The organism is Photobacterium minamisatsumaniensis, from assembly GCF_050336695.1.
Taxonomy (GTDB): Bacteria; Pseudomonadota; Gammaproteobacteria; order Enterobacterales; family Vibrionaceae; genus Photobacterium; species Photobacterium minamisatsumaniensis.
The window spans coordinates 22072-37073 of the sequence record NZ_JAKJSI010000034.1 but is presented as its reverse complement, the minus strand read 5'-3'; the positions used below and the strand labels follow the sequence as shown (position 1 = coordinate 37073).

Genomic DNA, 15002 nt, shown 5'->3' with positions numbered 1-15002 from the left:
TTTTCTCCTAGCCGCGCTGACGCCATAGCGTGATGAGGTTATGGTAATTTTGCTTGATTTGCTCAATCAGCCCCGCATCATCAATCTCGTTGGCAAGCCATAACCGAGATGGCTGACCAAAGATGGTACGCCCAACCGCAAACCCCTTAACAACATCGTTATGTGCGGCAGCGTTGAAGCCGGCTTTCAACTCATCTTCCGGCGCATCAAGGCCAAGTAACACTACACCACGACAATGGTTATCCCGCTCTTGGATCAAGGCATCAACCGTATTCCATGATTCAGACGTCATCGGTGGTAGTTTCCACCAATCAGGTTTCACCCCTAAGTTGTAGAAACGCTGCATGGCACGAATGTATAACTCATCATTTCGCTCCATATCTGCAGGTAAAATCACTTCAAGCAGTAATTCATGCCCTGTCTTACAACATGCTTGGTATACTTCACGTACCTGTTTTTCTTGCTCTAAGCGCAATGCGTGATGGTCATCTGGATGGAAGAAAACTAGGCACTTCACAACATGATCTAAAGGCCAGTCAATTAACTGAGATCCTATATTGCCATGTTCTAACTCCAGCGGGCGTGAACCTGGTAGCTCGACAGGGCGGCCAATCCACCACCCTTCTCCTGTTATCTCATTCAGTACATCTTGACCAAATGTACTGTCACAGAGCAAACCCGCTTTGCCAGCCAAACCTGCTTCTTGTGCGACTTCACGGCTTGCTTGAAGAATCAACTGTTTCAGAGGCTTAATACGAGCAATATCGGCATTCGCTTCGCGGGCCATATCAACAAACTGAATGCGGTGGTCGAAGGCTAATACGCAAAGCTCATCCCAATCCTTATCTCGCGTTGTTACGCGGTGAAGGTGATTCAATCGCTCATCAAGATCTGGTCGTGGAACCTCATTGGCACGGATTAAATAATCATCCAACTCTTCTTTAGATGGCATGGCAGGTGCGCAGCCATGGCGAGAAACAACTAACGCACCGCAGGCATTCGCATAGGAACAGGCTTTCTCCCAGCCTTCTTCATTGAGGTAGCCACGTAATAGACCCGACATAAAGGCATCGCCTGCACCGAGCACATTAAGCACGTCGACACGCACCCCCTGTACGGTAATACCATCATCTAGGTCATTTGGAATATTATCAGTAAATACAGAGCAGCCTAATGGACCACGCTTGCACACTAATTCAGCTTGGCTAACCGCTCTAACAGCCTTCAATGCATCAAGAGTGTCTGTCGAACCACCTGCAATATGAAATTCTTCTTCCGTACCAACAATGAGATCAAATAAGCCCAGTACTTCTTGAAGTTGAGCTGTCACTTTCTCAGATTCAACAAAACGCGACTCACCGTCTCCCAACGAAGTTAACCCCCACAAAACAGGCCGATAATCAATATCAATCGCGGTTTTGACGCCGTGTTTACGTGCATAACGTAACGCGGTTAATACTGCTTCTCGAGTATTGGGGTGTGATAGATGAGTACCCGTAATAGCAAGGCAACGAGCAGATGCGATGTAATCTTCATTAATGTCATCAGCTGTTATTGCCATATCTGCGCAATTGTCACGATAGAAGATGAGTGGAAAAGTATCTTCATCTTTAATACCCAAAATAACCAAAGCAGTCAGGCGATCTTTATCAGTAATAAGATTACTTATATCGACCCCTACTCGCTGCAGCTCTTCACGAAGAAAGCGCCCCATATGCTCGTCACCAACTCGTGCAAGCATGGATGACTTAAGCCCTTGCCTTGCTGTACCGTAGGCTACGTTACCTGATGATCCACCAAGGTATTTAGAGAAAGTGCCCATATCTTCAAGACGGGCACCGATCTGTTGTCCATATAAGTCAACAGCCACTCTCCCCATACAAATAAGATCTAATTCCTTATTGTTGGTTTTCATCCTTTCCACTCCCTCTATAACTACCTTAACTAGCTAAGAACCCAACCGGATAATGACTAAATTGATTATCTGCGACTGTGTTGATTAAAAATCAAAACACACATCGTTTCGATACAACCACTATACGAAATATTCATTTCATTTCAAATGAAATGCGAAATAGATGAGCTTATTTGTGACCTAGGTAGCCTTTTTATTTCCAGCCGTAAAATCAGCAACAACTAATATCAACCCTTATGCGACGAAAAATATTTTTCATATTCACACAACACTTATTTCACATTGTAACTACGAGCAAGCAAAGCAATAAAGATCAATGACTTAGCAGTAAATCAATCAATAGTTGATATTTATTTTATTAAAAACAATAACTTACAAATGTTTCAAAATGTGTTTAATCGATTTCAGTGAGACGTAGTTAACAAAATTGTTATTTTGATGTCTTTTGGGGTGGTCATTTTTCAAGCTCGGACTTATAGTCGTTAACATAAAAACAATAAATTTATTTCAACAAGCGCGAATATGCTTTCTAAACAAAATTTTCGTTTAAGAAAGTACATTGCACAATAACACTGCACTTTATGAAATGAACATTTCATAAAAAATGCAGTGTCGTGAACAATAATAAGGAGGCAATAATGCCATCAACGAAGCATGGATTTACTTCTCTACTCACACTTTGTATTTCAACCACAAAAGACTTATCCAAAGGCGTTTTACGTAAGGTTGCGATTATCGGCGCCGTTGCCTTACTTGCCGCTTGTGGTGGGGAAGAAGCGGATAGTAACGTTAAGCGTATCGGTGTAGCCATTCCGAATTTTGATGACACTTTCTTGGTTACCATGAAAGATTCAATGGAAGAATATGCCAAAGAGTATGATGATGTAGAGCTTATATTCGTAGACGCTAAAGAAGATACGGTAAAACAACTTGGTCAAATTCAAAACTTCATTATCCAACAAGTTGACGGCATCATTCTTGTACCAGTAAATACCGATGCAACGCAGCCGATGACTGACAATATTCAAAAAGCGGGTATTGATTTAGTGTACCTAAACCGCCGTCCTTCTTACCTACCAGAGGGCGTTTCTTATGTCGGTTCAGAAGAACTTCGCTTTGGTGAAGAGCAAGCAAAGTATGCTGCCGATAATACTGAAGGCGGAAACATTGGCATTATCATGGGAATGATGACAGTTGAAGCGGCAATTATGCGAACTCAAGGTGTAGAAGACTTCTTCAAAGACAAGCCTGAATATAACATTATCCGTAAGCAAACTGGTCTATGGCAGCGCTCGCAAGGCATGATCGTAATGGAAAACTGGATCAACTCTGGTGACCCATTAGACATCATTATTTCTAATAATGACGATATGGCATTAGGTGCAATTCAAGCTTTACGTGCTGCTGGTAAACTCGATGAAACAATCGTTATAGGTGTTGACGCAACGCCAGATGGCATCATGGCAATTAAAGACGGTGCGCTTGATGCAACGGTATTCCAAGATGGTGCTGGCCAAGCACGTGGAGCATTAGATGCAGCTATAAACGGTATAAACAAAACACCTCGCGACAAAATCACTTGGATTCCTGCTGAGCTCGTGACAAAGGATAACCTCGCAGCATTTGAAGCTAAGCAAGGCTAATCATCCCCCGCACTGACATGCTCTATGTGTTTGAACACTGATACATAGAGCATCCTAAATGGAGCATAAAGCATGCACAATGTTGTATTAGAAATGCGTGGAATTACCAAGACATTTCCCGGCGTGAAGGCACTTGATAATGTGCAATTAACATTAAAAGAAGGCCGAGTGATGGCTCTGATGGGAGAGAATGGCGCAGGTAAATCTACCCTAATGAAAGTGCTGTTTGGTATCTATCAACGCGACGGTGGGACAATTCGCTACCTTGGGGAGCAAGTTAATTATAGTGGTGCAAAAGAAGCGCTTGAAGCTGGGATCTCAATGATCCATCAAGAGCTATCCCCTATTCTCCACCGCAGTATTGCAGAAAACATTTGGCTAGGCCGTGAACCCGTAAAGGGGCCACTAAAGCTTATTGACCATAAGAAGATGTACCATGATACAACAGAATTATTAAAACAATTAGATTTACACCTCGATCCTCGTACGCCAATGAGTGAGCTTACGGTTGCAACCATGCAAATGATCGAAATTTCTAAAGCGATTTCCTACAATTCAAAAATTATTATTATGGATGAACCCACTTCAGCCTTAACCGGTAAAGAAGTAGATCATTTATTTGAGATTATCGAAAAGTTAAAAGCACAAGGTGTGTCAGTCGTTTATATCAGTCATAAGATGGATGAAATATTTCGTATTTGTGATGATATTACCGTCTTCCGTGACGGAAACTACATTGGTGAACGTGAAGCTAAAGATACGAATAACGATGAACTTGTTCATATGATGGTTGGTCGAGACCTTGGTGATGTATTCCCTCCAGCAACGGCAAAACCTGGAAAAACACGACTAGAAGTTAAAAATCTTTCAGTTGATGGTGTGTTTGAAAACATCAACTTCAAGCTCCATGAAGGTGAAATTCTTGGTATAGCAGGCCTTGTTGGGGCCGGACGAACAGAACTGATAGAAACCTTATTTGGTGTTAGGCAGCATAACGTCGGTGAAATTTGGATTAACGGCGAGAATGTCGAAATAAAAACACCGCAAGATGCTATCAATCATAAAATGGCTTTTCTTACCGAAGATCGACGCCATTCAGGTCTTTATTTAATGCTCGATATTTTTGCAAATACATCCATTGCTCACCTCGATGCCTATCGAAATAAAGTGGTTAACGTGCTCGATGTACGTTCGATGCAAAAAGACTGTGCAAGCCAATGCACCAAGTTAAAAGTAAAAACACCTGGCATGTCTGAAACCATTGATAACCTCAGCGGGGGCAATCAACAAAAAGTCCTCCTTGCACGCTGGATGCTCACAAAGCCCGACATTTTATTTTTAGATGAACCTACCCGTGGTATTGACGTTGGTGCTAAATCTGAAATTTATAAGCTCATGCGCTTATTAACCGGTATGGGAAAAAGCTTAGTCATGATCTCATCTGAACTACCTGAAGTTATTGGTATGAGTGACCGAATATTGGTTATGCACGAAGGTAAACTAAAAGGTGAGCTAGATGGTACAGAAGCCACCCAACAACAAGTTATGTCAATGGCTTTCAACTAAAACAGCCATCAGCTAAACCAGAACAAATCAAGGAATGTTGTTATGATAGCTAAAATTCTTCAAGGGACGTCGGATCAACCGAAAGTCACTAGTACAAAACGCTTTTTATCAAAATACGCAATTTATTTCGTTTTCATCGCCATGTGTGTGGTGATGTCGATTCTGTCTCCTGTTTTCTTAACAGTAGCCAACCTTCTTAATGTAATGACACAAATGGCCAGTATCGGTCTACTTGCTCTTGGCGTGACCATTATCATTATTACTAGAGGCATCGACCTGTCATCCGGCTCTGTTCTTGCCGTTGCTGCGGTCGTCTCAGCAAGTACTGCACAAACATTGGATTGGGGGATGAGAATGTATCCTGCAATGCCAGAGTTACCTATCATTGTACCCATTCTTGTTGCGCTTGCTGTTGGTGCGTTATGCGGCCTAATTAATGGTGCATTAATTGCCTATACTGGTATCCCTCCATTTATTGCAACACTCGGTATGATGATCATCGCTCGCGGTGCTGCACTACTCTATTCTGACGGTCGCCCAGTCAGTAGCCTAATAGACTCTTACCAGTGGATTGGACAAGGTACGATCGGCAGCATTCCTGTTCCTGTTGTGATATTCCTTGTGATGGCTTTGATCACCTATATCCTGCTTAATTACACCCGATTTGGTAAATACGCTTACGCGATTGGTGGTAACGAAACCGCAGCCTATGTATCTGGCATTAACGTTAAAAAATACAAAATTTTAGTTTACGTTTACGCAGGTTTACTCGCCGGTATTGCAGCCCTTATCTTAACTGCCCGTATCAACTCTGGTCAGCCAGGCCTCGGTGTTATGTACGAATTGGATGCCATTGCAGCAGCAACTGTTGGTGGTGTTTCCCATGCAGGCGGTATCGGTACGATTCAAGGTACCATTGTCGGCACCATGATTATGGGTGTATTACAAAATGGCCTCGACTTATTGAATGTCTCTGCTTATTGGCAGCAAGTCGTTAAAGGGTTGGTCATTGTGGTTGCTGTTGTCTTCGATATGAAACGACAAAAGAAAAGTAAATAATTAAACCAATACCCCAAAATATAGCTTTACTGTAGGACTTCACGTTGAAGCGCCACGTTCCCCCCAGAGCGTGGCTTTTTTTCGCTTGGAACATTCATTCCAGATAGGCATATAAAACAGTAATTATGAAAAAAATGTTTCATAGTTGAATTCAAAACCTTACAATAGATCATAGAATCAGCTTAGGGAGTTAAACATGTCTGCCGCTACCAACCTTACTGAATTACAAGATCAAATTCGCACTCGTTATGGTGATTTGAGTAAGCGTTTACAACAAGTTGCTCGTTATGTATTAGACAATACTAATAGCGTTGCATTCGATACTGTGGCCGTTATCGCTAGCCAAGCAGAGGTGCCTCCATCGACATTAATCCGCTTTGCTAATGCGTTTGGTTTTAGTGGTTTTAATGACATGAAACAACTATTCAGACGTAACCTCGTTGAAGAAACCACCAGCTACACCGAACGGGCTAAGTTATTCAAAGAACTAGAAGTTGAAGAGAGTTCGGCAGAAAAACCGGCGATGATTCTACAAGAATTTGCCCGAGCTAACACACAAGCAATGAACCACTTGGTCGCTCAAACGCCAGAAGATAAGCTAGAAGAAGCCGTCGAAATCCTAAGTAAAGCTGACAATATCTACCTAATCGGCCTCAGACGCTCATTCAGCGTTGCATCATACCTAACCTATGCCCTTCGTCACCTTGAGCGTCGCGCCTTTCTTATTGATGGTTTAGGCGGAATGTTTAAAGAACAGCTCTCAATGATTGGACCTAATGATGCCGTGTTGTCCATTAGCTTTTCACCTTACGCTCAAGAAACTGTCACCCTAAGTGAAGTCGCTTCTAAAGCAGGTGCGAAGCAAATCGTCATTACCGATAGCCAAATCAGCCCACTGGCAACATTTAGCGATGTTTGTTTCGTTGTTAAAGAAGCACAAGTCGATGCCTTCCGATCACAATCTGCATCTCTCTGTTTAGCGCAAACTCTTGCTGTATCCCTTGCCTACAAACAGAATGTAAACAGAGACGTACCATTGGCCCCAGACAGTTAAGTCTTCGAAAGCACAACGCCATAGCGTATATGTTTAACGAAAAAAGCCTCGCAAATGCGAGGCTTATCAGAAAGAATGATATGAAATTAGTGATTGTTCTGGGGGTACATTCCAATCAAACTTCACATCACTCAGGAACGCGTTCACGTTACAGTTTAATTGTTTTGCCGAGTTTCATTGACTCAAGCGCAGCATCAGCAAGCACAAGTGCAAACTCACCGTCGGCACCGCTACATTCAGGTTCTACACCTTCCAGAACTTCAACAAAATGCTGCCACTCAGCCACATAAGCTGCTTGGTAGCGCTCTAGAAAGAAATACTGCGGCTTAGCTGCGACACATCCGTCTTCACCCCAATGCTGTACCAAGTTTTCCTTTGCATTATGCGCTTGTAGCAACCCCTTCGAACCATGTAGTTCAAGGCGTTGATCATAGCCATAGCCAGAACGACGGCTGTTATTGATGGTTGCAATTGCACCAGATGGAAAGCTCAAGACTAAAACGGCAGTATCAATATCGCCGGCTTCACCAATAGCAGGATCAACCATACAGCTGCCATGCGCGGTGATCGACACCGGATCTTCGCCCATGATAAAGCGTGCCATGTCCAAGTCATGAACAGTCATATCACGGAACATACCGCCCGATACTTTCGTATATTCTGCTGGCGGTGGTGACGGGTCTCGCGATGTAATCACTAACGATTCTGGCTGGCCAATCACACCGGCATCCAGTTGGTTTTTCAACGTACGGAATTGTGGATCATAACGGCGGTTAAATCCGAGAAGCATTGGTACATCATATTGCTTAACTGTTGCCAAACAATCTCTAACACGACTGATATCTAAATCAATCGGCTTTTCACAGAAAATAACCTTGCCATGTTTGGCTGCAAGCTCCATTAAATCGGCGTGCGTGTCAGTTGCAGAACAAATACAAACCGCATCAACCGCTGGATCTGACATTGCTTGTTCAATACTTTGCACCATTGCATCGTATTCTTGTGCCAATTTATTTGCCCCTTCAACATAAGGGTCAATAATAGAATACAAACGCGTTTTAGGGTGGCTCGCAATATTTACCGCATGTACCTGGCCAATCCTGCCAGCTCCAAATAGAGCTATATTAAACATGACTTACTCCTTAGCCGGAAATTAATTATTGGTGTTTTCTTGCATATTGATCTTCATTAATCCATTGATGTTCATCTTCCCAAGTGAACAACCATTTACGCGTTGGCCCCGCCATTACATTTAGGTAATAACTGTCATAACCAGCGATGGTCGCCACGGGGTGATAACCTTTTGGTACTTGGACAACATCTTTGTTATACACCGCCATGCATTCATCCAATGAACGATCATCGGTATATACACGCTGCATACAGAAGCCTTGCTCAGGGTTCAAACGGTGATAATAAGTCTCTTCAAGGTAGGTTTCATTAGGCTCTGCATCTTGATCATGCTTATGGCTCGGGTACGAACTTGTACAGCCTTCATCGGTATACACTTCAACCACCAACAAGCTATCTGCTTCTTTATAGTCAGGCAAAATGTTATGAACATAACGTTTGTTATTGCCCACACCACGCTGTTCAGCATCAATGTCATCAGGCTTGATTAAGCGAGTAGGATAATTTCCTTTACCCGGCGCCTGACAAACCGCAATTTCCAATGCTGTATTCGCTACAACCGAAATTGGCTCACCTTTGGCAACATAGACAGCGTACGGTTTTTTCCGCTCAAATGGCCCCATTCGATCGCCAATGTTCTCAAATGTGTCATTCGCTGTTGTCACTGTGGCAAAACCACCAACCAATACAACGCATACTTCATTGTCACTGGCAGGCAATTCAAGTTTTTGTCCGGTTTTAAGCTCATACGCCTGAAAACCTACATAGCCCCACTCTGCCGATTCAGGGGTAATGGTTTGGGTATTGCCATGCTGGTCTGGCGTTTGATATTTGGAAAGCAATTTTGACATGATCCGTCCTCGCCGTCTGACATGGTATGGAATTTATTTTCCAAAAATCATAATCGAACGAAAAAATCTTTTCAAAGCAAATTTGAAATAAATAGTTCATTTTGTGGGCGAGGTAACACGCTGAAAACTTCATCAATTCCGCGTAAATAATTGGCATAAAAAATGGCTCTTCTGATATAGAAGAGCCATTTTTTTAAATGATTTCGAGTAACTAAGTTGGCTTATCTTGGGTAATATCCCACCGCAACTAACTTGTTATCTAGAATACGGTAGTAAGTGTGTTTACTTTCCACTTTTCCCGATGTCGGATTAAGCCAAGGATAGTTAATTTCGCCGCGGCCAGTTTCTTCAGCCAATTTCAGCATCTCCTCTATCATCGGCTTTCCCTTAATATTAAACACCTTGCCGACTAAATTTGGTGTCGCGCCATGAGCAAGAAAAACCCCTGTCCGTTTATCTAACACAAAAACGTATAAGTCATTTTTTACGAACTGACTATCATGATGATTAAACTCGGCCAAGGCATCTTGCTCATCATTGATTAACGCTTTAGTTGCTTCATCCAAGAACCCCCTTGCCTGATAGTCCGTTGAACGAGATGGGTAGTAACCTACAGCCACAATAGCATCTCCGATCCGCTTGAACATCGTTCGCTTAGGTTCACCTCGACTATCAACAGGGTTAGTCCAGTAATACTCGACAGTACCACCTCCCTCTTGCTTAGCGATTTCTATCATGTCACGAAAGAAAAGCTTTCCATGCATGTCTGCTGTATTTGTTACATTGTCACCCACAAGCACCGCTGACGAGCCGCCACTAGAAAGAAACACGCCATCAATATCAAGAGTGAATACATACAACTCTTTATCGGTAAATCGGGATTGGTTAGAAAAGTCTGATATCGCCCCTGCCCCTCTGTTCTGAACATGTGATATAGCCTTATCTAACAACGCCTGAGCCCGTCGTGCATCTTCAGTAATAATTGGTGGAGAAACTACCTGTGTACCCTTCTTTGATACTTCCTCTACATCCAATGCTACAGCTCGACCAATAAACACAATGGACATTACAATAATGACTAAACTACTTACTTTATTCATAAACCTACACCAAGCAATTAATAACCAACCAAGGACGGTAGCCAGAGGCTAAGTTGGGGGAAGAATGCAATCAGGAACACCCCAATAATAGATGCAATTACAAACGGGTGGATCCGTGAGGTAATTTGTTCAACCGTCGAGCCGCCAATGCCCGAGGCGACAAATATGTTCTCCCCTAATGGCGGCGTCGCAAAACCAATAGAAAGTGCACACACCACCACAATGCCAACATGCGTTGGGTCAGCGCCAAGCATATACATAATGGGCAGCAGTACTGGGACAATAATCATTATCGCCGCCAAGGTTTCCATGAACATACCAACAAACAACAACAACATAATGGTGAGCGCCCAAACCATGTACATATTGTCTGTAAGACTCAATAATGAATCGGCAACGACAACAGGTATTTTCTGTTCGATTAACAAACGACCAAATACCGTGGCAGCAAACAAGATGAGTAATACACGACCTGTAATCCAAGTCGTTGTGGTTAACGATTTGATAATGCTCTTAAACGCCAACTCGCGGTGAAGGAAGAAACCAACAAATAGCGAATAGAATATCGCAACAATGGCTGACTCCGTTGGTGTGAACATACCACTGTATATACCACCAAGAATCAAAAAGGGCGCCATAATTGACCAAACACCTTTACGCAGCGATCCTCTGATATCACCAAATGACCAGTCTTCAGTTAATCCTTTATAACCGCGTTTCTTAGCAATGACATAATTAGTAAATATCAACGTTGAGGCCATGATCAACCCAGGTACAACACCTGCCACAAATAACTTTGGAATAGACAGTGACGCAAATTGACCGTGCTGGGCAATCGCTTCAGGTGGCGGCATTAACCCCATTGCAGAGATACCGAAAATAACAACGGGAATTGATGGCGGAATAATGATCCCTAGCCCGCCAGATGCAGCTGTCACTGCCGAAGCATAACTACGTTCATAGTCTCGTTTCACCATGGCAGGAACCATTAACATCCCCACGGCAGCCGTTGTTGCAGGCCCAGATCCTGAAATTGCACCAAAGAAAAGACATGCTACAACCGTAGCCGCCCCTAAACCGCCGGTTACAGGTCCAGCCAAGCTTTCGGCAATATCGACCAGCCGCTTTGAAATTCCAGCGGCCTCCATTAATGCACCCGCCAATACAAAAGCAGGTAATGCCATCAGGGGGAAATTCCCCACTGAAGTAAACGCAATTTGCACTAAGGCTATCGGGTTTTTGTCGAGTATTAGGTATGCCGCCATCGAGGCACCAGCGAGCGACACCGTGATTGGCGCACCTAAGATCAGCAAAACGAGAAAGCCGCCGAATAATATAAGTGTTAGATAATCTTCCATGGTTAATCCCTAGCCTTGGTTTATGCCGCTGATTTTTGGACTTGGAGCTTCTGCATTTTCTTCAGCTCTTCTGCTTCGGGATCAATCGCTTCAACGCCTTTGAACAAACGTTCGTAGTTATTCCACAAAATGCGGATCGACATTAACGTAAATGCAATTGGCAAAATCATATAGAAGTACTTCATCGGAATGCCTGTTGTTTGAGACTTCCAAAACAGGTTCATTTTATTGAAGACAAAATCATAACTGAGGTATACAAAATAAGCGTTAAACGCAACCCATAACATGTCTGCAATGGTTTCGCTGATGGTTTTTACGATTGGAGGAAAGAACTTAAAATGGAAACTCACTCTATTATGGGCTGACATTTTGGCGGCAACGACAGCCCCTAAATAGGCAAACCACACAAACATATACGTCGCGACTTCATCTCCCCACGGAATAGAATACTGAAAAAATTGTCGTAATAAAATTTGGGCGAATAATAGCAAAACAAAAACAGCAAGGAGCAAACAGCAGGTATATTCTTCAACATTATTTAAATGCTTTCGGATACTTTGCATGACAGACATGTAGCCTCCAATCGACTTCAATTCCCAACTTAGTTATTTTTAGTACTTCCATATTTCGATTAAGTTAGGGGGCTAAGTAGATCCATGCTTTATTCAAATGCCAGCCACTCGAATAAAGCATGTCATTAATAGTGAAATTAGCGGCCGAGTAAGGCCAGTGTTTCATCAAGTTTATCCTTACCACCAATGCTGGCATAAAACTTAGGCCAAACTGAGGCTGTCACTTTTTCGATCCATTCTTTTTCATCATTGGCCGGATCGGTAAATACCATGCCTTTTGCTTCTAAGTCTTTACGTATCTTGCCTTCTGTCTGCTGCAAATAGGCAAAGCTGTGCTCCGTCGCTTCTTTACTCGCTTCAAGAATAGCGGCTTGCATTTCAGGTGTTTGCTGCTGGAAGATCGATTCACTAATAATGAGAGGCTCTAATGAGAAAATATAGCGAATATTGGTAACGTACTTCTGTACCTCATTGAATTTCATTGCATAAACAGTGATATACGGATTGTCTTGCCCATCAACAACACCTTGTTGTAAACCTGTGAATGTTTCTGACCATGCCATTGGTGTTGGGTTTACGCCCCACGCCTGATATGACGAAATCATAATTTCATTACGAGGGACTCGAATTACTAACCCTTTTAAATCCTCAGGGGTTGCCACTGGACGCTTAGAATTGGTTAACACACGAAAGCCTGAATAAGCCCAGCCAATAATTCTTACCCCAGCATCTCGAATGGTATTCTCAACCAACTCTTGACCAACCTCACCCTGAGTGAGTAATTTCGCTTCATCGGCACTTTGAATGACATAAGGCATTGTTAATAAACCGACCGTTGGCGAAAACGGTGTCACGTTATTAATGGCCAAAATTGAAAAATCGAGCAAACCTATTGCGGCATTATTGACGGTATCTTGTTCATTACCTAACTGGCCGTTAGGGAACATATCAACCTTCACTTTACCATCCGTTTTCTCTTCAAGAAGCTCGGTAAATTTCGTACCGAGCTCCCATTGTGTGCCGCCTGCGGCATCACCAATTGCCATTTTATAGTTTTTAGCCATCAACACAGGTGATGAGACAGCAAGACTAACAGCAGTAATAAAGGGTAATAGTTTGCTTTTCGTGAACATAATAGTCGTAACCTTTTCTATTTTCTCGCATTGAATTGCGAAGTATTTAAAGGTGACCGCGGAACAACGTGCATAGACATCCTGGTCATATTTGTTTTATGTGTATTACGTACAGCAGAGTATTTCTTTTTTTAATTACAGCACTTCATCTTTTAAGTGATACCAGCGATATAAGAACCGCTGACCAAATCGCCTAAATGGCGCAAAAGCTTCTGATTCGACAACCTCTCGTACATTCGGGAAAGGAAGTTTGGACTGGAAAATAGGCAAGTCGAGTTCTTTGCCTTCACCTGCAATCCATTGAGCTAGACGTTTACCAGCCTGAGCTGAATACATAACGCCGTTTCCGCCATAACCAAGGGCGTAATAGATAGACTCTTTAGCGTCTGGCTGATAAATACGCGGCATCATATCGTGGCTAACATCGACCCACCCCCACCATGAATAGTCCACGTCAATGCCTGCGAGTGAGGGGAATTTTCGCGCTAAATCAGCACGAAGCATATGTTCATATTTAGCTTCTGGTGCTGCGCTTCCTGTAATCGCACTACGCGTACCAATTTGAACCCGATTATCCGGCAGTAACCGATAGTAATGACGCAGTACACGCGTATCGGTAATAACTTGGTTTGTTTTGAAGTTGCACGCTGCCAGTTCCGATTCTGATAACGGACGGGTAACAAGCGAATTAGATAATATAGGCAGTAAACGGTTTTTTAATTGTGAATGCAGCCCTTGAGAAGTGTAACCTCCTGTCGCTACACCCACCGCTCTTGCACGGACAATACCACCTGGCGTTTTCAGGTAATGAACACCATTTTTGGTTTCCCAGCCAATAACGGGGCTTGCTGGGTGAACGGTTGCCCCAAGCGCTCTCGCTTTATTCACATAACCGAAGGCTAGCTTTCCTGCATGAATACCTATTCCTTCAGGTTCATGCATTGCACCTGCCGCTTCTTCATCACCTACGTAGATCTTCTTAACGGTATCAGCATCTAAGATCTGTGCATCGTAATTAAAGGTGTTGCGAAGTAGTTTGGCTTCTTTTTCCAGTGTTGGCATCACCTTGGCTCGGTGTGCAACATACAAATGGCCTCCATGCTGAGGCTCACAATCGATGTCTTTGATTAGCGACTTAAATGTTTCCATACCATCAAGACATTCTTCATGCATTTTTAGTGCGGTATCGACCCCCCAGCGCTGTATCCATTGCGAACGTTTTAATCGGCCCGATGCACACTGAGCCTGCCCACCATTTCGTGTACTACAACCCCAACTTACCCTATTCGCTTCCAATACAGTCGCTTTTATACCGTACTGCTCCGCGAGATGTATTGCAGTGGTTAAACCGGTATAACCAGAACCGATGATCACAACATCAACATCAACGTCGTTGGTGATCGGGCCATCATCAGCAGGCGGCTCACCCGCAGTGTCGACCCAGTAAGTTGGCGCATAATCAGTACCATGACCTGGCGTTTTTTTAGTTAGTGGATCATAAGTGGGATCATATTTATTTCGCGCTTGCGTTGTCTTTTGCTTCTCTTCCTGTTGCTGCTCCTTACTAGGAGAACGCAATTTTTCAGCGAGAGTGTTCATATAAAGCTCCTTAGTGTCAAC

The 15002-nt window shown here is 43.2% G+C and carries 12 protein-coding genes; 4 read left to right on the top strand and 8 right to left on the bottom strand.

The features are described from left to right. Nucleotides 1-7: 7 nt before the first annotated feature. Nucleotides 8-1915, bottom strand: coding sequence for a bifunctional 5-dehydro-2-deoxygluconokinase/5-dehydro-2-deoxyphosphogluconate aldolase (locus L4D78_RS18355; RefSeq protein WP_428468281.1), 1908 nt, complete (start codon nucleotides 1913-1915; stop codon nucleotides 8-10). Nucleotides 1916-2553: 638 nt separating this feature from the next. On the opposite strand from L4D78_RS18355, the gene L4D78_RS18350 reads away from it, so the two are divergent. From L4D78_RS18350 to L4D78_RS18335, 4 genes are all read left to right on the top strand, one after another. Continuing rightward, on the top strand, nucleotides 2554-3558 hold the full coding sequence (locus tag L4D78_RS18350) for a sugar ABC transporter substrate-binding protein (RefSeq protein WP_428468280.1): 1005 nt from the start codon (nucleotides 2554-2556) through the stop codon (nucleotides 3556-3558). 72 nt (nucleotides 3559-3630) lie between these two features. Then, entirely contained in the window at nucleotides 3631-5124 is a 1494-nt protein-coding gene (locus L4D78_RS18345; protein ID WP_428468279.1) for a sugar ABC transporter ATP-binding protein, read from the top strand. Nucleotides 5125-5166: 42 nt separating this feature from the next. Then, a complete protein-coding gene (locus L4D78_RS18340) occupies nucleotides 5167-6183 on the top strand; it encodes an ABC transporter permease (protein WP_428468278.1) in 1017 nt (338 codons plus the stop codon). A gap of 196 nt (nucleotides 6184-6379) precedes the next feature. Further along, a complete protein-coding gene (locus L4D78_RS18335; protein WP_428468277.1) occupies nucleotides 6380-7237 on the top strand; it encodes a MurR/RpiR family transcriptional regulator in 858 nt (285 codons plus the stop codon). A gap of 148 nt (nucleotides 7238-7385) precedes the next feature. Here the strand turns inward: L4D78_RS18335 and iolG are convergent, their stop codons facing one another. From iolG to L4D78_RS18300, 7 genes are all read right to left on the bottom strand, one after another. Next, nucleotides 7386-8369, bottom strand: coding sequence for an inositol 2-dehydrogenase (gene iolG, locus L4D78_RS18330; RefSeq protein ID WP_428468276.1), 984 nt, complete (start codon nucleotides 8367-8369; stop codon nucleotides 7386-7388). Nucleotides 8370-8394: 25 nt separating this feature from the next. Then, nucleotides 8395-9219 carry a 5-deoxy-glucuronate isomerase gene (gene iolB / locus L4D78_RS18325; protein ID WP_428468275.1) on the bottom strand — a complete coding sequence of 275 codons (825 nt, stop codon included), beginning with the start codon at nucleotides 9217-9219 and terminating at the stop codon, nucleotides 8395-8397. A gap of 221 nt (nucleotides 9220-9440) precedes the next feature. Then, entirely contained in the window at nucleotides 9441-10319 is an 879-nt protein-coding gene (locus L4D78_RS18320) for a cache domain-containing protein (RefSeq protein ID WP_428468274.1), read from the bottom strand. Between the two features lie 17 nt (nucleotides 10320-10336). Next, the gene (locus L4D78_RS18315; protein ID WP_428468273.1) at nucleotides 10337-11677 is read right to left on the bottom strand and encodes a TRAP transporter large permease; all 1341 of its coding nucleotides are present in this window, start codon (nucleotides 11675-11677) and stop codon (nucleotides 10337-10339) included. Between the two features lie 20 nt (nucleotides 11678-11697). Then, nucleotides 11698-12249, bottom strand: a complete 552-nt coding sequence (locus tag L4D78_RS18310; RefSeq protein WP_428468272.1) for a TRAP transporter small permease — start codon at nucleotides 12247-12249, stop codon at nucleotides 11698-11700. 137 nt (nucleotides 12250-12386) lie between these two features. Next, nucleotides 12387-13382 carry a TRAP transporter substrate-binding protein gene (locus L4D78_RS18305; RefSeq protein ID WP_428468271.1) on the bottom strand — a complete coding sequence of 332 codons (996 nt, stop codon included), beginning with the start codon at nucleotides 13380-13382 and terminating at the stop codon, nucleotides 12387-12389. Between the two features lie 135 nt (nucleotides 13383-13517). Next, nucleotides 13518-14981 carry an NAD(P)/FAD-dependent oxidoreductase gene (locus L4D78_RS18300; protein WP_428468270.1) on the bottom strand — a complete coding sequence of 488 codons (1464 nt, stop codon included), beginning with the start codon at nucleotides 14979-14981 and terminating at the stop codon, nucleotides 13518-13520. Nucleotides 14982-15002: the final 21 nt, after the last annotated feature.